Below are 18,891 nucleotides of genomic sequence, written 5' to 3' on the forward strand. Positions count from 1 at the left end.
CTTAGCGCAGAGTTAGCACCAGCTTACCCATGTGCGTGCCGGACTCCATGCGCCGATGCGCGCTGGCCACATCGGCTAGCGCAAATTCGCTATCGATGATTGGCAAGCAGCGACCTGCTGCTAGCGCTGGCCAAATCTGCTGACGCAGCTCATCGGCAATGATGGCCTTTTGCTGGCTACTCCGCGCCCGCAAAGTGGAGCCGGTCAGCGTTAGGCGTTTGAGCATGATCGGCATGATATTTATCATTGAGCTGACGCCGCCCATGGCTCCAATAATGACCAAGCGGCCATCGTCATTGAGTACCTTTAGATGCTGCTCAAGGTAGGCGGCGCCCACCATATCGAGCACCACATCGACGCCATCGGTGAGTGCGAGCAACTGCTGATCAAAGTCAGCCGCGCGATAGTTCAGGGCAGAGGCGCCAAGGTCTTCAATAAACTGGCACTTTTCATCGGATCCGGCCGTGGCATAACAGTGCCAGCCCAGCTCTTGGCCTAACAACAGCGCGGTACTGCCAATGCCGCTGCTGCCGCCATGAATGAGCACGCGCTCGCCGGGCTGAACCCGGGCCAGCTGTAGCAAGTTGGCCCACACCGTGAAAAATGCCTCAGGGATCGCCGCCGCTTGTGTCATCGATACGCCCGCTGGAATACTCAAGCATTGCCCTGATGGCACCGCACAATACTCTGCATAGCCTCCGCCATTGGTGAGGGCGCAAACGCGATCACCAACGCGATGATTCATGACACCATCGGCCACCGCCACGACCTCGCCGGCGACCTCTAAGCCCAATACGGGATTGACGCCGGCGGGCATGGGATAGAGACCGCGTCGCTGCAATATATCGGGGCGATTGACGCCAGCAGCATGCACACGAATCAATAGCTCGCCGGCTTGCAGGCTTGGTACAGGCCCTTCTGCCAGCGCCATGACGTTGGCATCACCAGCGCTGGCGCAGTTTATGTAACGCATAAGTTTGGCCTTAATGGTGGTGTGGCTTTTGTGCAAGTACTAGCGAGAATAGCAGCAACAAGCCGCCGGCGGCCATGCCGGCCATGCCCTCATAGAGCGCTGATTGCCAGCCGAGTTGGCGCCAGGCAATGGCCACGCCCAAGCCAATAATCACCGCCGCAAAGCGCGCCCAGCGCGGTGGTTGGCCGCCCAGTACGCGGCAAATCAGCAGCGGTGCTAGCGCGCTGGCCAAGCCTGACCACGCCATGATGACTAAGCTAAAGACGCTTTGCGTATTGCTCAGCGCCCAGATCAGCGCGAGGCCGGTGATGATCGCCGTGCCCCATTTGAGCCGCGATAGTTTGCGTGAGCCGGGCACGAGGTCGTGGGTGAGTGCGGCAGAGCAGCTTAAAATCAGCGAGTCGGCGGTCGACAGTGTGGCAGCGAAAACGCCGGCGAGCACTAAGCCAACGAGTACCGGATGCAGTAATTCGAGCGCCATGGTCGGCAGCGCCAATTCGGCATCGAAGTCGACGGCGACTGGCAGGTACAGCCGTGAGAGTAGGCCAACGCCGGTGGCCATGGCGTAGAAAGCGATAAACCACAGGTAGTACCAGAGCCGCGCGCGGTTCATGTGCGCGCCGTCATTGAGGGCCATAAAGCGCACCATGACATGCGGCTGGCCGATGACCGAGAGCCCGGCGAAAAACCAGCTCACGGCAAACAGCACGCCGCCAGCCAAGCCCGGCAGGGCGAGATCCTGCGGGTAGCCATTCATATAGCCGGGGATGCTGTGCAGTTGCTGCCAGACGGCATCGAGACCGCCGAGATTGCGTGTGGCGGCAATGAGCAGCAAGCTCATGGCGCCGATCATCACGAACGATTGCGCGGCGTCGGTCCACATGGAGGCGCGAATGCCGCCGGAAAGGCAATAGACCAAGACCAGACCGGCGCCGAGAAAGGCGCCGGTGGCCATCGGCCAGTCAAAGAGCACATGTAAAGCCTTGCTGCCGGCCACCAATTGCGCGCTCGCGTAGGCCAATAAAAACACCAGTGAGATGAGTGCCAGCAAGCGTTGCAATGGCACATCGCGCTGGCCATTCCAGTGGCTTAAGACATCGGCAAAGCTCACTGCGCCGGTGCTTTCGGTGAGGCGGCGTAGGCGGGCGTGAACATAGCGCGAGGCCACGTAGTCGCCGCTGATCCAGCCGATCATCAGCCAAATGGCGGCGAAGCCGGTGGCGTAGGTGTAGCCGATGACGCCGATGAACATATAGCCGCTGTTGTTGGTGGCCACCGCGGAGAGGCCGGCGAGTGCGGGCGAGACATCGCGGCTGGCGAGGTAATAATCATCGGCGGTGCCGCGGCTTTTGCGAGCGGCGCTAACACCGACCAAGGCAAAGCCGGTGAGAAACAGCAGGAAACTCCAAATCATTGAACACCTCTTAGGCTAACAGCGCCCAAGCCATGCTCAGACACCACAACGCGTGGTTATGAAGCCGGCCCCAAAGGCCAACCGAGACTGAGCCAGAGACCGAGAAAGCCGCCCCAAATCACTAACAACGTCAGCGAGTAAGGCAGCATGAGTGCCACCAGCGTGCCAACGCCGGCTGCTGGTTGATAGCGCTGAGCAAAGGCCACGACCATGGCGAAATAGGGCATCAATGGCGTGATGATATTGCCGACGCTATCGCCGACGCGAAAGGCCGCGAGCGTGGATTCGGCGGGAATGCCCGCGAGCAGCAGCATGGGCACGAAGACCGGCGCCATCAGTGCCCATTTCGCCGAGGCGGAGCCGATGAATAGGTTGATGATGAAGGTGGCGAGCAAAAACAGGAGCAGCAGCGCCGTGGCACTGAGCGTGGTGTGCGCTAGCGCTTCGGCGCCGGAAATAGCCAGCAGCTGGCCGAGCTGGCTCCAGTTAAACCAGGCGACAAATTGCGCGGCAAAAAACATCAGCACCAAATAGCTGGCGAGGGTTTTGAAGGTGTCTTCCATGGCAGCCACGGAGTCGCTGGCGCGTGACCATCGGCCGCTAAAGCGTGCGTAGAGAATGCCGGCCACGCCGGCGGTAAAGGCAATAACCACGACGATGCCTTGCACCAGTGGCGAGCGCGAGATGCTGCCATCGGCGCCGCGTAAAGCGCCATCGGCTGGCCAGAGTGCGTAGAGGCAGGCGCAAGCGATGAGCAGTGTCCAGAGCAGAGCGGCGAGCGCACCGGCACGGTGCAGGTGGTGGTCTGTGTCTGCGTCGGCAAGCACTGTCGTGTTGCCGCCAGCGGAGGGTGAAATACGCTGGGCATCGAGGTCGGGCTGCGTCAGTGCGCCGGCGGCGAGCTGCTGCTCGGCGGCTTGCAGGCGCGGCTGCACCAGCCAGGCATTGACCGCGCTGATGACCAGCGTCACCAACAGTGTGGAGGCGGCAATAAAATAATAGTTCGCGGTGATGGCCACGTTGGCCTCAGGATTCACCGTACGTGCTGCCTCGGTGGTGATGCCGGCCAAAATCGCATCGACCGGACCGATGGCGATATTGGCCGAGAAGCCAGCAGACACCCCAGCAAATGCACAGGCGATACCTGCCAATGGCGGTAGTCCGGCGCGGGCAAAGAGCAGACCGGCGAGCGGGATGATCACCACATAGCCGGCATCCACCGCGAGGCTGGAGAGTACGCCGGCAAAGGCCACAATAAATGCCAAGCCGCGGCCACCGCTTAAGCGTACCAAGCCCGATAGCAAGCCGCCGAGTAGTCCTGAACGTTCAGCCAGACCCAGACCGAGCATGGCGATCATGACGCTGCCGACTGGTGCAAACTGAGTGAAATTAGTGATGCTGCTGGTGAGGATATAGCGCAGGCCATCGAGCGAGATGAGGCTGGTAGCACTGACGGTGCGGCTGCCATCGGGCCAGGGGGCCTGCCAGTCGAGACCGGCGGCGATGGCTGAAATTATTGCGACAAGAAAACACAGCCAAACAAACAGCCAGGTCGGATGCGGTAGGCGATTACCGAGGCGTTCGAGATGGTCTAGGCTGCGATGCAAAACCGAGGTGGACATGAATAGTAGGCTGCGAAAAAGTCAGCCCCGACCTTACCCAATTGCGCCTGCTGTCGCAAACCGCTCAGCTCGCTGCCTGAATTGCAGTGAGCGCGATGGTAAAGACAATGTCATCGACCAGTGCGCCGCGCGAGAGGTCATTGACCGGTTTATTCAGGCCTTGCAGCATGGGCCCCACACTCACGCAATTGGCGCTGCGCTGCACAGCCTTATAGGTGGTATTGCCAGTGTTGAGGTCGGGGAAAACAAACACCGTGGCTTGCCCGGCGACTGGGCTATTCGGGGCTTTTTGCTGGCCCACGCTGGCAATCGCGGCGGCGTCGTATTGCAAAGGGCCATCGAGCGCGAGATCGGGGCGTGCGGCTTGGGCTAGTCGGGTGGCTTCGCGGACTTTTTCGACGTCATCGCCGCTGCCCGAGTCGCCGGTGGAGTAGCTTAGTAAGGCCACGCGCGCGGGGATGCCAAAGGCTTGCGCCGAGGCCGCGCTTTGCAGGGCAATGTCGGCGAGCTGCTGGGCGTTGGGGTCGGGGTTCACCGCGCAATCGCCATAGACCAAGACCTGTTGCGGCAGCAGCATAAAAAATACCGATGACACGATGTTATAGCCCGGTGCGGTTTTAATCAGCTGCAGGGCCGGGCGAATGGTATTGGCGGTAGTGTGCACAGCGCCGGAGACCAGGCCATCGACTTCACCTTCGGCGAGCATCATGGTGCCGAGCACCACGGTGTCTTCGAGTTGCGCGAGCGCCATCGGGGCATTGAGGCCTTTATGGGCGCGCAGTTTGACCATGGCGGCGACGTAGTCTTCGCGCACGCTATCGGGGTCAATGATAGTCAGTGCATCGGGCAGTGTGACGCCCTGTGTGCGCGCCACTTCGCGCACCTCGGCCGGCTTGGCGAGCAGAACGCAGTCGGCAATGCCGCGCGCCTGACAAATCGCCGCCGCTTGCACGGTGCGTGGCTCCGCGCCTTCCGGCAGCACAATGCGCTTTTTCGCGGCCTTGGCGCGCGTCACGAGCTGGTAGCGAAAGGCCGCCGGTGTCATGCGCGGTACCGGTGCTTGGCCGCAGCGCGCCTGCAACCATTGATGGTCTAAATGACTGGCCATAAATTCGGTAATGGCCTCGGCGCGCTCGGCATCGTCGAGCGGGATTTCCGGATTCATCTTGGCCAAGGCGCGGGCGGTGTCGTAGGAGCCGCTGGCCACGGTAAACACCGGCAGACCGGCATCGATGGCGGGTTGGCAGAGCGCCAGCACGCGCGCATCGGGCTGAAAATCGGTGCACAGCAGCAGGCCAGCGAGCGGCACGCCATTCATGGCCGCCAAGCAACTCGCCACCAAGATGTCGTCGCGATCGCCGGGGGTGACCACGAGCACGCCGGGCTGCAAGAGCGCCACGGTATTGGGCATGGCGCGCGCGCACAGCACGGTTTTTTTTACGCGACGGCGGCTGGCATCGCCGATGGAAAGCGCGCTAGCCTGCATCAGTGCCATGACATCGGCAACGCGCGGATTATTCAGTGACTCATCCCAGGGAATGGTACCGATGAGCCGGAAATCGTCGCGCTGAAACAGCGGTGATGCGCCTTTTAGGGCATCAACATAGTCGGCGCTGGGCAGTTTATTGACCACCGCGCCAACAATGACGGCTTGGTCGGGACCGCCAAACTGTTGCACATGCAGGGCGATGCGATCGGCGAGCACTTCAGCGCTTTCGTCATCGGGCGCAGTGACGATAATCGCCTCGGCATTGAGGCTACTGGCGAGTGCGACATTAACCCGCGTGGCGTAGCTGGTTTGCTGATTGGGCACGAGGCCCTCAATGATCACCACGTCGTGGTCATGAGCGGCGCTGTGAAAGCGCGTGACTAAGGCTTCGAGTAAGTCATCGAGGTTGTGCTCGGCGATGTAGCGCTCCACATCGACCAAAGCCAATGGCTCAGGCGCGTCGATGTGGTGGGTGAGTTTCATCAGGCCGGTGGAGCGCTCCGGGCCATCATCGCTGCTGTGATGCTGCGCCACGGCTTTGAAAAAGCCCACGCTCAAGCCCGCGCGTGACAGTGCGCGCACCAGCCCCAAGCTCGTGGAGGTTAGGCCAACGCGGGCGCTGGTGGGGGCGAGTAAAAATGTGTGCATGAGCAGTCCTTATCAAATCGTGGGCAACGCAGCGCGTCTAGCCGGGTGTTGCCGCCAACACCGCCAAGGTCTCGATGGCAATTTGCCGCTCTTCATTGGTGGGGATTACCCACAGGCCCGGGCCGCTTCCGCGGCTAATGCAGCCGAGCTTGCCTAGGGTGTCGTCATTGGCCGTGTCATCGAGTGTGGCGCCGAGCCAGCTCAGGTGCGCATAAGTTTCGCGGCGAATGGCCGGCGCATGCTCGCCAATGCCGCCGGTGAAAATCAGGCCATCGAGTCGAGGCAGCGCGCAGCGCATGGCGGCCAGTGATTTCGCTAGTCGGTAGCAAAATACCGCAATCGCTAATCTTGCGCCCTCATGGCCATCGTCGCGCGCAGCCAAGAGCGTGCGCATGTCGTTGGAGTGGCCGGAGAGTCCGAGCAGGCCGCTTTCGCGATTGAGCACGGTCTCGATGCGCTCCAGACTCCAGCCCAGGCTGCGTTGCAAATGGCCGTGTAAATTCGGATCGATATCGCCGCTGCGTGTGCCCATGACAGGGCCTTCCAGCGGCGTGAGGCCCATACTGGTATCGACACTGATGCCGTTTAGCACCGCGCAGGTCGACACGCCATTGCCCATGTGCGCGACCAGCCAAGCGCTGCTGGCATAATCGAGGCCGGCCGCTTCGGCGGCGCGCTCACTCACGTAGCGATGGCTGGTGCCATGAAAGCCATAGCGCCGCACGCCATGCTCGCGATAAAGTGCCTCGGGCAGGGCGTAGCGATAGGCCATGGCCGGCAAGGTTTGATGGAAGGCGGTGTCGCAGACGGCTACTTGCGGCAGATCTGGCCAGGCGGCTTGGGCGGCTTCGATGCCAGCGATATTGGCCGGGTTATGCAGCGGTGCCAGCGCGCTATTGGCCTGCAAAATCGCCAATGATTCGGCGCCAATGCGCGTGGCCATTTGCAGGTCTTCGCCACCATGCACGACGCGATGGCCAATCGCCGATAGCCGCTCCCGATACGGCGCTAAGCAGTCAACAATAGCCAGCAAGCCGGCCTGATGATCAGCCCCCGCCAGCGCTTGCGGTGGCTGTTTATCATCCTTGATGCGCCAACGCAGACTCGCCTCAGGGCTGCCTAGGCGATCAATGTCACCGCGCACCAAAGCCTGCGGCTCGGCTGTGTCGATCAAGGCAAATTTAAGCGATGAACTGCCGGCGTTGATGACCAGCACGGCGCGCGATGAAGTCATGGGTTTATTTCGCTGCGCTCACCACGCCGCAGGCCATACGCGCGCCACCACCACCGAGGCTCATTGGGTGATCATGATGATTGTCGCCACCGGCGTGCATCATCAGCGAATGCCCGCGCATGCGCTTGAGCGTCAGGCGCGGCGCCAGCACCGGCTGGTTGGCATTACCATCGGCATCGACAAAGAGCACGGGCAGATCGCCCAAATGACCATTGCCCCAGGGTGTGCCGTGTTTGCCGGCGTTGTTGGGGTCGTAATGGCCGCCGGCGGCTAAGCCCGGCACCATGTTGCCGTCTTTTTCAGCGGCCTCACAGCTTGGGTTGGTGTGCATGTGAAAGCCGTGCAGGCCGGGTGCTAGGCCTTTGAGGTCGGGCGTGAGCACGGTGCCGTGGCGGTTGTGACTGAGCGTGATGGTGCCGATGCTGGCACCCACACCAGTATCGCTGACGGTGTGCATGTCAACGACGATATCGGCGGGTTTGCTCGCCAGTGCGGTGGTGCTGGCCAAGACGAATGCCGTGGCTAAAAGCGTGCGCTTCATAGAGATATCCTCAAGGAATTCAGTGTGCCTAACGCTAAACGCTAATGCCCGCTGACTCAAGCTGACATTCGGGTCTCGCGCGGGCTAAGACTGGCAGCCAGTGCTGCATTTTCTCCGATAATGAGCAGGCGGCGTGCGCTGGGCTGGTGGAGGGTAAGGCATGGCAATGCAAGCGCTGTTGCTGATCAACGCTGAGCGTTGGCCAGACCTGGCGCATAAACCAGCGATGCGCGGCTTGGCCATTGAGCGCAATCTGTGAGATGTGGCTATATTCGGCGAAAACTGCCTGAAAATCGTTGAAAACCAGACCATCTTTTTGGATTTTTGCATCTAAGCTGCCGGGGCGAATGGCCGCGGCGAGCACATCCCAGAGGCCAATGCCGGCGCCTAAAAGTTGTGCATAGCGCGAGGCGAAATCGTCGGCGAGCAGCACGCCGTGTTGCGCGCGTAAATGCGCCGCCACGATGGGCCAAAAGCCATTCCGCGGATGGGCGTAATAAGCCTGTGCCTGCAAAGAGGCTTGCCCCGGCATGCTGCCTAAGACCAGCAGCGTTGTGTCTTCAGCGAGGATGGGGGCAAAGCCGTGACTAGTTGCGATCACGCCGTTAGGGCAATTCGCCGGCTAAAAAGCGCGTGAACAGGGCGGCGGTTTGCGCCGGGCGCTCGAGGTGCGGCATATGACCAACACCGGCATAGACGTAAGCTTTTGAGCCGGCAATACGCTGCCAAACACCCGCCATGCTGACGTGTAAGAGCTGATCTTCATCGCCCCACACAATCAGCGTGGGCGTGCGAATTTGGCTCAATGAGTCATCCATGACACCGCCGAGTTGCTTGAAAATATAGGCATGGCGCGGTACGCGAGCGATGGCATCTGCCGCCACCGCATCGAGCACAAAGCTCGGCACATAGGGCGCTTCGTTCATGGTCATGGCATAGAAAACCTTCCAGTCATCGAGCGTGGTGGCGTAAAAGCCATTTTTTCCTTCAGCAATTTGTTGGCGCAACGTGCTCAGCGTGGGGCTGCTCACACCGGCGGCATTGAGTAGCGTTAGGCTATGGGTTTGCTCGGGATGACGCAGCGCAAATTGCGCTGAAATAGCGCCGCCCATGGAGTTGCCAATGAGATCAACCTGCGGGTTTTTCAGTGCCATGGCGGTGATCAACGCACTGACGCGATCGGCCTGTGTGGCGGGGTCGTAGGCTGCGCTTGGTAGGAAGCTCGACTGGCCAAAGCCTGGCAAGTCCATGGCAATCACGCAGCGCTCAGCCGGTAGATTTTTGGCCATGCGAAACCAATGCGCGGCGCGCGCGGTGAAGCCATGAATCATAACAATACAGGGCTCGGCGCTGTCGCTGTGGCGGCTAAAAACCACGATGTCGTGGTCATCGACGCGGTAGCTGCTGCGCTCTAGGCCGGCTTTGTATTGTTCGAAGCCGAGTGCGGTTTCTTGCACCCAGCCGCCGAGCGAGGCCTGCGCGCTACTGGCCAGCGTGAGCAAACTGAATAGCAGCGCTTTGGCGCTAAAGGGTTTGAGTGTCATGGTTATTTCTCGTTTTTATTCCGCGTGTGTTGATGGCCACCGCGTCGGTTAATGATGATGCGCCGAGCCATGTTCAGCGTGGTTCATGGCGGCCTCGTGCTCAGCGCTTTTGCCGCTCGATTGGCCCGCGTGCTGATGCCCGCCATGCAGCTGTGTGCCCAGCAGTGTCCACAGTCCAAAGAGAATAATCAACAGACCCGCGGTTTTGCGCGTGGCTGGTCGTTGCAATAGGCGCTTGATTTGCCCCGCCGCCGTGCCGGTGAGCAGCAGCGTGGGCAGCGTGCCCAGGCCAAAGGCGAGCATGACTAAGGCCGATTGCGCGGGGTCGGCGCGCGTGATGGCCAGTGTCATGGCGCTATAGACTAGGCCGCAGGGAAGCAAGCCCCAGATCATGCCGGCCGCAAGTGCATGGCCGGGGTGACGTACCGGAAATAGGCGCTGGCGCAACGGCGCTAAGGCGCGCCATAACGGCCCACCCAAGCGCTCGATCTGCGCCAGCGCGGCAAACCATCCGGCCATATACGCGCCCATCAGGATCATGAATACCCCGGCGGTGATGGGGATGATTTTTTTCATCGGGCCGAGATTTTGTAGGTCGGCGAGCAGAACGCCGGCGACCAGCCCCAGCAGCGTGTAGGTGAGCAGGCGGCCGCTATTAAAGACCAGCTGCCATGCTAACAAGCGCCAACCTTGGCGCTGATCGGCAGGCAGCGCAAACGTGAAGGCGCCACTGAGGCCGCCGCACATGCCTACGCAATGGGTGCCGCCGAGTAGGCCCATGGTGAGGGCAGTGAGTAGCCAGGCCAGATCAGTCATGGGGCGTGTCCTTCTTAGCGGCTGGCGCTGACTGAGTGTCGCGCTCGCGGGCATCGTGGCGGCGCTGGCGTTGATCATCCATCAAAATGCGGTGTGCTGGACCTTGCATATCGTCAAATTGCTCGCTTTTGATGGCCCAAAACAGTACATAAATAGCCACAGATATAAACAAAAGACTCAGCGGGATGAGCAAATAAATGACTTCCATAAAACCTACTCACTCAAACGAATATGGCGTAATCGGCGGGCATTGAAGACCACCACCAATGAACTCAGCGACATGCCCAAAGCTGCCGCCCACGGCGCAATAAAGCCGAGCGCGGCTGGCGGTAAAATGCCGAGATTATAGGTCACCGCCCAGCGCATATTTTGTCGAACATTGCGCGCGGTGTGTTCGGCCAATGCAAACGCTGGTAGCAGCGCACTCAAGCGATCGCCCAACAACACCGCATCGGCACTGGTCTGCGCCCAATCAGTGCCGGATGCCATGGCCACACCACAATGCGCCTGCGCCAGACTCGCGGCATCATTGATGCCATCGCCGACCATCACCACAATCGCGCCTTGCGCCTGCCATTGAGCAATCAGCGCTTGTTTCTGTGCCGGACTTTGCTGGCTGTAGACCTGCTGAATGCCAAGTGTTTCGGCAATGCGTTGAGGCTGTGCCGAGGCATCGCCAGAGAGTAAAACCGTGGTCAGTCCGCGTGCGTGGCAGCCGGCAATCAGCGCGTGCGCTTCTGGGCGCAGTTGATCGCTAAAGCACAGGCGCAGCAATGGCACATGGTCTCTGCTCAACCAAACAACCTGCTCGCTATCGGCTTGTGTGTGAGCACCGAGGGCAAATGCTGCGTGACCGAGGCGATAGAGTCCGTGATCTTCGGCCAGCGCTAAGCCTTGGCCAGGATGCGCGGTCACGGTTGCGCTAATCACCGCCGGCGCTACGCCTTGGCTTTGAATGTAGTCACACAGCGCCCGTGCGATAGGATGGCTTGCGCCGGTTTCCATGGCCAGTACCAGCGCCAATAACGACTCGCGCGAATCGGTGGGGCTGACTACGTGGCATTCACTGATTTGCAGCGCGCCCACGGTCAGCGTGCCAGTTTTATCGAAAACAATGTGGGTGGCCTCGGGCAATGTACTCAGCACATGCCCGCGGGTGAGCAAAAATCCCATCGCCGCTAAGCGCTCAGTGGCAAGCGTGAGTGCCGTTGGGGTGGCTAATGACAGCGCGCACGGACAGGTGGCGACTAAGACGGCTAAAGTGGCCCAAAAGGCTTGGCTGGGATCAACAAACTGCCAGCCAATATACACACAAACGGCGAGCACCAATACGCGTGCGACAAACCAATGCGCGAGGCTGTCGGCACGCTGCGCCAGTGCCGGCTTTTCGGACAGGGCGCGCGACATCAATTGATGCAGCGTGGCCAGTAGCGTGTCATTGCCGCTGCGCACCACAATGGCTTCCAGTGCACTATCGCCAACCACGCTGCCGGCGAGCAGCATATCGCCGCGGCGCTTGCGCAAAGCCGCTGGCTCCCCAGTGAGCATGGCCTCACTCACATAGCCACTGTCTTGCGCCAGCTCGGCATCGACCGGCACGCTATCGCCGGCGGCTATTAAGATACGCTCGCCGGACACAAGCTCATCGCTAGGCATGTCCTGCCATTGATTATTGCGCCAATATTTGATGAGTCGTGGGTTGATGGTGAGCAGGTCAGCGGCGCGCTCGGCAGCGCGCTGACGGGCTTTGAGCTCAATAAAGCGGCTGCTTTGCAGAAAGAAAATAAACATGCAGACGGAGTCGAAATAGGTCTCGCCCTGACCAATGAGCGTGGCATAAACGCTGGCCCAAAAAGCGCCCCAGAGCGCAATAGACACCGGCACATCCATGGTCAAATGCCGTGCTCGCAGCGCTTGCCATGCGGCGCGATAAAATGGCCAGCCTGCCCAAGCAAATACCGGCAGTGTTATTAGTGCCGAAATCCAGCGCATATAGTCGCGGTATTCGGTATCAATGCCTTGAAATGCCCCGAGGTACAAACCGACTCCGAGCATCATGGCCTGCATGGTGCCAAGGCCAGCTAAAGCCACGCGTAAAAGCTGAGTTCGCGCCTGCTGCTTGAGTGCACTGGCATGGCTATCTTGCTGAAATGGCCGCAGCGTGTAGCCAATGCGGTCGAGATCGGTGAGCACGGTGCTGAGGGTGATGTGCTCATCTTGCCAGCGCAGCCGAAGCCGATGCGTGCTGTAGTTGACGGTTGCCTCAAGCACGCCAACGGTCTGCTGCAGGCGTCGTTCAATGAGCCAGGCACAGGCAGCGCAACTTAAATTTTCAATGCTGAGCTCGGCAATCGATGTGTCACCCGCGTGACTGACAAATTCACGCTGCACGGCAGGATGATCAAAGCGGGCGAGCAATTCAGCGGGGGCGGCAGCGTAACGTTGCTGTGGCTCGCTGTCGCGATTGAGGTAGTAATCACTTAAGCCACTGGCCTCAATCGTTTCCGCCACCGCCACACAGCCGGGGCAGCAAAAATCGCGTGTCTCACCGAGAATAACGGCGCGATAGGGCCCCAGCGTGCTGGGGTTGGGCAGGCCACAATGAAAGCAGGCCATCAGCCGTGAGGTCACGAGTTTATTGCGCGGCTAAATCGATCGTGCCGGGCGCTGGCAGCGTGACATCCTTGCTGATATGCCAGGCATCGGTGCTGATATCGAGGGTGTAGCGGCCGACGGGCACTTGCTTGAGCTCGCCGCGATATTCTCCCGGGGCGGTGGCGACCAGCAATAAATTTTGATCGCGTGCGGCGAGCGTGGTGTGATTAAGACGTAGGGTCAGACTTGCCGGCCATTGACGATTGCTGCTGGAGTCTAGGCTTACGAGGGCCTCGCCAGTCAGGTCATCTAGAATGATGCGCGCATGCACGCCCAGTGCGCGGGCGGTATCGACGCGGGCGAAGTCTTCGTTAATCGACTTGCCATCTTGATACCAATCACCGGACACCACTTCGTCTTTGTTGACTACCGCTAAATACACATAATGCAGTGATGACACCACCGCGATGGCGGGAATGGCAATCACAAACCAGACCCAAAACTGACGGTACCACGGGCGTTCAGCGGGGGTATTCATAGCAGCCTCCTAGGGTTAGCGGCGCGGCATCATAAACGTACTGTCGGTACTGTCTTGCACGGATTCATCGTCGGTACGCGTCACCACAAACTCAATAGCCGCGCGCTGACTTGCCCGCGGCGCCTCTTTGAGGATGACGGTCAATGGCACGGTGGCGAGCTCACCGGCCTGCAGCGAGATGATTTTGCTGCCGCCATTGAGCGTAATGGGCAATGTCTCGCTGCGCACCTCAACACGGTATTGGTAATCTTTTTGCGCTTTGTTCTGCACCTTCAAGGTGTAGCTGTTTTCAATGGTGCCGTCGTAGCTCTCGTTAAACAGCGCACCACGGTCGCGCATGGCCTCAATCGATAACGGCGTACGCATAAACAGAGCAAAGAGCAGGGCGGAGATCATCAGCGTGAGCGCGACGCTGTAGATGATCAGGCTCGGGCGCAGGAAGTGGTACTTGCCATCGCCGGTGTTCTCGAGCAGGTTCTCGGTGGTGTATTTCACCAAGCCGCGGGCATAGCCCATTTGGTCCATGACGCTGTCGCAGGCATCAATGCAGGCGGCGCATTGAATGCACTCAAACTGCAAGCCATCACGAATATCAATACCCGTGGGGCAGACCTGCACGCAGAGTTTGCAATCGATGCAGTCACCGAGACCGACATCGAGGCTGGTCTGTTTGCGTCCACGTGAACCGCGCGGATCACCGCGGTGATGATCATAGGAAATGATCAAGGTGTCGCGATCAAACATCACGCTTTGAAAGCGGCCATAGGGGCAGATGTGCAGGCAGACTTGTTCGCGCATCCAGCCGGCATTGAGGTAGGTGGCGCCGGTAAAAAACAGCATCCAAAACGCCATCCATGGGTCCATGCTCAGCGTGGCAAACTCAAACCACAAGTCGCGCATGGGCGTGAAATAGCCGATAAACGCCATGCCGGTGGCGAGCGCGACAATGACCCAGCCGCTGTGTTTAATGGTGCGCTTGATGAACTTGCGCAGGCTCATCGGGGCTTTATCGAGACGCATGCGGGCGTTGCGATTGCCCTCGGCCATCTCCTCGATCCACATAAAGACTTTTGTCCATACCGTCTGCGGACAGGCGTAGCCGCACCATACGCGCCCAGCAAGCACGGTCACAGCAAACAGCGTGAAGGCGGCAATAATGAACAGCCATGACAAGAAGAAAAAATCTTCCGGCAAAAAGGTCCACCAGAAAATATAGAAATGCCGGTTGGCTAGATCGAACAGCACGGCTTGGCGGCCTTCCCAGTCTATCCAAGGCAGCAAGAAAAACACCGCCATGGTCAGGTAGAGCGTGATGACACGAATGTTTTGAAAGAAACCGGAAATGGCGCGCGCATGAATTTTTTCACGCTTGGCATAGAGATCCATCATTTGCGGCTGCACCACGCGCACGGGGTCGGGTGAGAGGTCGCGGGTGGGGATCTGTTCGCTCATGGCACCAGTGTCCTAAGCTCAACGGGGCGTAGATGATACGCGGAGATGTTGCGGCTGTGCTGCGACGAATTGCCGCAGCACAGCGTATTACCGATTACTTATTGCTCAACGAGTACACATAGGCAGCCATGAGATGCACACGATCTGGGCCTAAGGTTTTGTCGAAGTTGGGCATACGGTTTTTGCGACCGTAATACACGGTATCGAGTACGTGGCGCTCAGCGCCGCCATAGAGCCAAATGGTGTCCGTTAAGTTCGGTGCACCAATGGCTTGATTGCCGCGACCATCGGCACCGTGGCAACCGGCGCAGACCGCGAAACGTTTTTCACCGGCAGCGGCGAGGTCGGCATCGACCGTGCGGCCAGACAGCGACAGCGTGTAGGTCACGACTTCTTTCACGCCTTGCTCACCCATGGACTCTTTCCACGCAGGCATCACGCCATTGCGGCCGTTGGTGAGGGTTTCCACGAGATTCTCTGGGCTGCCGCCATAGAGCCAGTCATCGTCGGTGAGGTTGGGGAAGCCTTGGCCACCGCGGGCATTGGAGCCGTGACAGAGCGCGCAGTTATTGGCGAAAATACGGCCGGCCACTTTCATGGCACGATCATTTTTCGCTAATTCAGGAATTGGCGTGGCGGCAAATGACTTGTAGAGCGGGCCAAACTCTGTGTCGTAGGCCGCTTGGTCTGTGCTCAATTCATTGTGCGATGTCCAGCCTAAGAAACCTTGGAATTTGCCGAGGCCGGGGTAGAGCGCCAAATAGCCCAGGGCGAAAGCGATAGAGCCCCAAAAGCAGATTAGCCACCAGCGCGGCAAGGGGTTGTTGTACTCCTTGATGCCGTCGTATTCGTGGCCCGTGGTGCCATCTTCGGCCATGTCGGACAAGTCCATCTTGCGTGTCCACATGAGCAGCCAGCTCACACCAATGATGTTGGCCAAGGCCAGAACGATGATGTAACCGCTCCAGAAATTGCTCATTTCTCATCTCCCTTTTGGGTCTTTTTTGCCTCAACACCATGAATAGGATCTGTGTCGATGGCAATTTGGCCATCGGCCTCAAAGCGCTTGCGATTCGATGGCTTAAATGCCCACCAGCAGATCGACAAAAACGCGATCATGGCCAAAATAGTGGCAATACCGTGCAGTGTGCCGCGATCCATGATTAGCGTATCCCCCGATCTTTAAAGGCGTGGCCTAATTGCTGCAAGTACGTCACTAAGGCCTGTAATTCGGTACGACCTTGCACCGCCTCTTCAGCGCCCGCGATGTCTGCATCGGTGTATGGCACGCCGAAATCACGGAACGTCTCGAGCTTTTTCGCGGTCAACTTGCCATCGAGCACGGTGGTCTCAAGCCATGGGTACGATGGCATGATGGACTCCGGTACTACATCGCGCGGATTGATTAAGTGGGCATAATGCCATTCATCCGAGTAACGACCGCCGACACGCGCTAAGTCAGGACCTGTGCGCTTGGAGCCCCACAGGAAGGGGTGATCCCAGACCGACTCACCAGCCACTGAGTAGTGGCCATAACGGGCCGTTTCAGCGCGAAGTGGACGCACCATTTGCGTGTGGCAAACGTGGCAGCCTTCACGGATATAGATATCACGACCTTCCATGGCCAGCGGGCTCAATGGCACAAGGCTGCTGACCGGCTGCGTGGTTTCTTTTTGAAAGAACTGCGGCACGATCTCCACCAAGGTGGCGAAACTGATTGCCACCAAGGTGAAAAACGCTAATAAGCCGACGTTCTTTTCAACTAACTCATGCTTTGAAGATGCCATCACATATTCTCCTTAGGCAGCAACAGGGGCAGGCAAGTCTTTCGGCTTGGCACCAGCGATGGTCTTGTAGGTGTTGTAGGCCATGACAAACATACCGGCCAAGAACAACATGCCGCCGATTAAACGACCGACATACATGGGATGGCTGGCTACGACACTCTCAACAAAGCTGTAGGTCAAGGTGCCGTCGGCGTTGACCGCGCGCCACATCAACCCTTGCGTGATGCCAGAGATCCACATGGAGACGATGTAAAACACGGTGCCAATGGTGGCGAGCCAGAAGTGCACATTGATCAATGAGGTCGAGTACATGGCTTGGCGATCAAAGAGGCGAGGAATCAGCACATAGAGCGAGCCGATGGAGATCATTGCGACCCAGCCAAGGGCGCCAGAATGCACGTGGCCAATGGTCCAGTCGGTGTTGTGCGACAGCGAATTCACCGTTTTGATCGACATCATGGGGCCTTCAAACGTGGCCATCGCGTAAAACGACAGTGCCACAATCAGGAAGCGGATGATGGGGTCGGAGCGCAGCTTATCCCAAGCACCGGAGAGTGTGAGCACGCCGTTGAGCATGCCGCCCCAGCTTGGTGCAATGAGAATCAGCGAGAACGCCATGCCCAATGATTGCGTCCAATCGGGTAGCGCCGAGTAATGCAAATGGTGTGCACCGGCCCACATATAGACCGAGATCAGTGCCCAAAAGTGCACAATCGAGAGCCGGTAGGAGTACACCGGGCGACCCGCTTGGATGGGCACGAAGTAGTACATCATGCCGAGGAAGCCGGCGGTGAGCAGGAAGCCCACGGCGTTGTGGCCATACCACCATTGAATCATCGCATCCATGGCACCGGAGTACATGGAGTAGGACTTGAAGGCAGAGATTGGCACAGCCATCGAGTTGACGATATGCAATAGCGCGATGGTAATAATGAAACCACCATAGAACCAGTTAGCCACATAGATGTGTGAAGTTTGGCGCTTCACCAGCGTGCCGAAAAACACGGTGGCATAGGCAACCCACACCACAGCAATCAAGATATCGATGGGCCACTCGAGCTCGGCGTATTCTTTGGTGGAGGTCAAACCCATGGGCAGCGTGATGATGGCGGCGACAATAACCGTCTGCCAACCCCAAAACACGAACTTAGCCATACCTGGCATATACAAGGAGGTGAGCGAGGTCCGTTGCACGACATACAGCGACGTGGTCATCAGCGCTGAGCCACCAAAGGCAAAAATGACCAAGTTGGTGTGCAGCGGGCGCAAGCGGCCAAATGAGAACCAGGCGGTGTCGAAGTTGAGGGCTGGCCAAGCGAGCTGAGCGGCGATCATCACCCCCATGCTCATGCCGAGAATGCCCCAGAAAATGGTCATGATGGCGAATTGCCGAACCACTTGCATGTCATATGTCGGTTGGGCGACTGTCTGTGCGTGGGACATAGTTGCTTCCTGTTTACCAGATAAGAACGTCTTGCGAACACGGTAACCGATGCAAAGCTGAGCGTGCGCGTGCAGGGGCTGAGCGGCAATTCGGCAAGTGTCGGACAAGCTCATCATACCCACGATCATCGCGGGGGTATGTTTTAAGCCGCGCGCATTTTAGTGCCATTGGCGGCTTAACGCACCGACAAAATGCGGTCAATCGGTCATTTTTTGTGATTTTTTACTGTTCATCGCTAAGACATTGGTCATGGCGCAATTCCTGCATGCTCATTTTTAGCGCATGACGCGAAGGTCTGCACGTTAGCAGTGCAAAACAGCGATGGGCGTAGCCACCAACTCTGAGTATGCTTAGGGTCGTGATGGTCTAACGCTCTCCTCTGATGACCTCCAAAACATCCGCCAATTGACTGATATTAGAAGGGTTTTATTATGAAAATGGTCTCTGCAGTAATTAAGCCATTCAAGCTTGATGATGTGCGCGAAGCACTCTCCGGCATTGGTGTTACCGGCCTTACCGTGACTGAAGTGAAAGGCTTTGGTCGCCAAAAAGGGCATACCGAGCTGTATCGCGGTGCTGAGTATGTGGTTGATTTTGTTCCAAAAGTTCGCCTTGATTTGGCGGTTAGTGATGAGCAAGTTGATGGCGTCATTGAGGTCATCACGCAAGCCGCTGGCACCGGCAAAATTGGCGATGGCAAAATTTTTGTAACCAACTTAGAGCACGTCGTGCGCATTCGTACTGGCGAGACCAACGACGACGCCATTTAACGCGGGTTTTGCTTTGAGGAGAGC

18 protein-coding genes are annotated in these 18,891 nt (G+C 58.7%); 1 reads left to right on the top strand and 17 read right to left on the bottom strand.

Annotation, left to right across the window (positions count from 1 at the left end):
- Position 1: 1 nt before the first annotated feature.
- From DFR26_RS05495 to ccoN, 17 genes are all read right to left on the bottom strand, one after another.
- Positions 2 to 973 carry an NAD(P)H-quinone oxidoreductase gene (locus tag DFR26_RS05495; protein ID WP_116207960.1) on the bottom strand — a complete coding sequence of 324 codons (972 nt, stop codon included), beginning with the start codon at positions 971 to 973 and terminating at the stop codon, positions 2 to 4.
- Between the two features lie 10 nt (positions 974 to 983).
- On the bottom strand, positions 984 to 2,387 hold the full coding sequence (locus tag DFR26_RS05500) for a sodium/proline symporter (protein ID WP_116207961.1): 1,404 nt from the start codon (positions 2,385 to 2,387) through the stop codon (positions 984 to 986).
- Between the two features lie 56 nt (positions 2,388 to 2,443).
- Entirely contained in the window at positions 2,444 to 4,009 is a 1,566-nt protein-coding gene (locus DFR26_RS05505; RefSeq protein WP_116207962.1) for an AbgT family transporter, read from the bottom strand.
- A gap of 64 nt (positions 4,010 to 4,073) precedes the next feature.
- Positions 4,074 to 6,146, bottom strand: coding sequence for a phosphate acetyltransferase (gene pta / locus DFR26_RS05510; RefSeq protein WP_116207963.1), 2,073 nt, complete (start codon positions 6,144 to 6,146; stop codon positions 4,074 to 4,076).
- A 37-nt stretch (positions 6,147 to 6,183) separates the two neighbouring features.
- On the bottom strand, positions 6,184 to 7,380 hold the full coding sequence (locus DFR26_RS05515; protein WP_116207964.1) for an acetate/propionate family kinase: 1,197 nt from the start codon (positions 7,378 to 7,380) through the stop codon (positions 6,184 to 6,186).
- Positions 7,381 to 7,384: 4 nt separating this feature from the next.
- Complete coding sequence (sodC, locus tag DFR26_RS05520; RefSeq protein ID WP_116207965.1) at positions 7,385 to 7,921, bottom strand: superoxide dismutase family protein; 537 nt, start codon at positions 7,919 to 7,921, stop codon at positions 7,385 to 7,387.
- Positions 7,922 to 7,955: 34 nt separating this feature from the next.
- Positions 7,956 to 8,522 (bottom strand): DNA-deoxyinosine glycosylase, encoded by a 567-nt coding sequence (locus DFR26_RS05525; RefSeq protein ID WP_220375709.1) that lies wholly within the window; start codon positions 8,520 to 8,522, stop codon positions 7,956 to 7,958.
- Positions 8,523 to 8,526: 4 nt separating this feature from the next.
- Positions 8,527 to 9,465 (bottom strand): alpha/beta fold hydrolase, encoded by a 939-nt coding sequence (locus DFR26_RS05530; RefSeq protein ID WP_116207966.1) that lies wholly within the window; start codon positions 9,463 to 9,465, stop codon positions 8,527 to 8,529.
- A 48-nt stretch (positions 9,466 to 9,513) separates the two neighbouring features.
- Entirely contained in the window at positions 9,514 to 10,281 is a 768-nt protein-coding gene (locus DFR26_RS05535; protein ID WP_116207967.1) for a sulfite exporter TauE/SafE family protein, read from the bottom strand.
- Complete coding sequence (ccoS, locus tag DFR26_RS05540; RefSeq protein WP_116207968.1) at positions 10,274 to 10,489, bottom strand: cbb3-type cytochrome oxidase assembly protein CcoS; 216 nt, start codon at positions 10,487 to 10,489, stop codon at positions 10,274 to 10,276. The genes DFR26_RS05535 and ccoS overlap by 8 nt, the downstream gene beginning before the upstream one ends.
- Positions 10,490 to 10,494: 5 nt before the next feature.
- Positions 10,495 to 12,912 (bottom strand): heavy metal translocating P-type ATPase, encoded by a 2,418-nt coding sequence (locus DFR26_RS05545; protein ID WP_147300266.1) that lies wholly within the window; start codon positions 12,910 to 12,912, stop codon positions 10,495 to 10,497.
- A gap of 4 nt (positions 12,913 to 12,916) precedes the next feature.
- Positions 12,917 to 13,414, bottom strand: coding sequence for a FixH family protein (locus tag DFR26_RS05550; protein WP_116207970.1), 498 nt, complete (start codon positions 13,412 to 13,414; stop codon positions 12,917 to 12,919).
- Positions 13,415 to 13,429: 15 nt separating this feature from the next.
- The gene (gene ccoG, locus DFR26_RS05555; protein ID WP_116207971.1) at positions 13,430 to 14,866 is read right to left on the bottom strand and encodes a cytochrome c oxidase accessory protein CcoG; all 1,437 of its coding nucleotides are present in this window, start codon (positions 14,864 to 14,866) and stop codon (positions 13,430 to 13,432) included.
- 94 nt (positions 14,867 to 14,960) lie between these two features.
- Positions 14,961 to 15,845, bottom strand: a complete 885-nt coding sequence (ccoP, locus tag DFR26_RS05560; RefSeq protein WP_116207972.1) for a cytochrome-c oxidase, cbb3-type subunit III — start codon at positions 15,843 to 15,845, stop codon at positions 14,961 to 14,963.
- Positions 15,842 to 16,027, bottom strand: coding sequence for a cbb3-type cytochrome oxidase subunit 3 (locus DFR26_RS05565; RefSeq protein WP_116207973.1), 186 nt, complete (start codon positions 16,025 to 16,027; stop codon positions 15,842 to 15,844). The genes ccoP and DFR26_RS05565 overlap by 4 nt, the downstream gene beginning before the upstream one ends.
- 2 nt (positions 16,028 to 16,029) lie before the next feature.
- Entirely contained in the window at positions 16,030 to 16,653 is a 624-nt protein-coding gene (gene ccoO / locus DFR26_RS05570) for a cytochrome-c oxidase, cbb3-type subunit II (RefSeq protein ID WP_116207974.1), read from the bottom strand.
- A gap of 12 nt (positions 16,654 to 16,665) precedes the next feature.
- On the bottom strand, positions 16,666 to 18,096 hold the full coding sequence (ccoN, locus tag DFR26_RS05575) for a cytochrome-c oxidase, cbb3-type subunit I (RefSeq protein ID WP_116207975.1): 1,431 nt from the start codon (positions 18,094 to 18,096) through the stop codon (positions 16,666 to 16,668).
- A 432-nt stretch (positions 18,097 to 18,528) separates the two neighbouring features.
- On the opposite strand from ccoN, the gene glnK reads away from it, so the two are divergent.
- The gene (gene glnK, locus DFR26_RS05580; protein WP_116207976.1) at positions 18,529 to 18,867 is read left to right on the top strand and encodes a P-II family nitrogen regulator; all 339 of its coding nucleotides are present in this window, start codon (positions 18,529 to 18,531) and stop codon (positions 18,865 to 18,867) included.
- Positions 18,868 to 18,891 lie beyond the last annotated feature (24 nt).

The sequence above is a fragment of the Paraperlucidibaca baekdonensis genome (genome assembly GCF_003387535.1).
Taxonomy (GTDB): domain Bacteria; phylum Pseudomonadota; class Gammaproteobacteria; order Pseudomonadales; family Moraxellaceae; genus Perlucidibaca; species Perlucidibaca baekdonensis.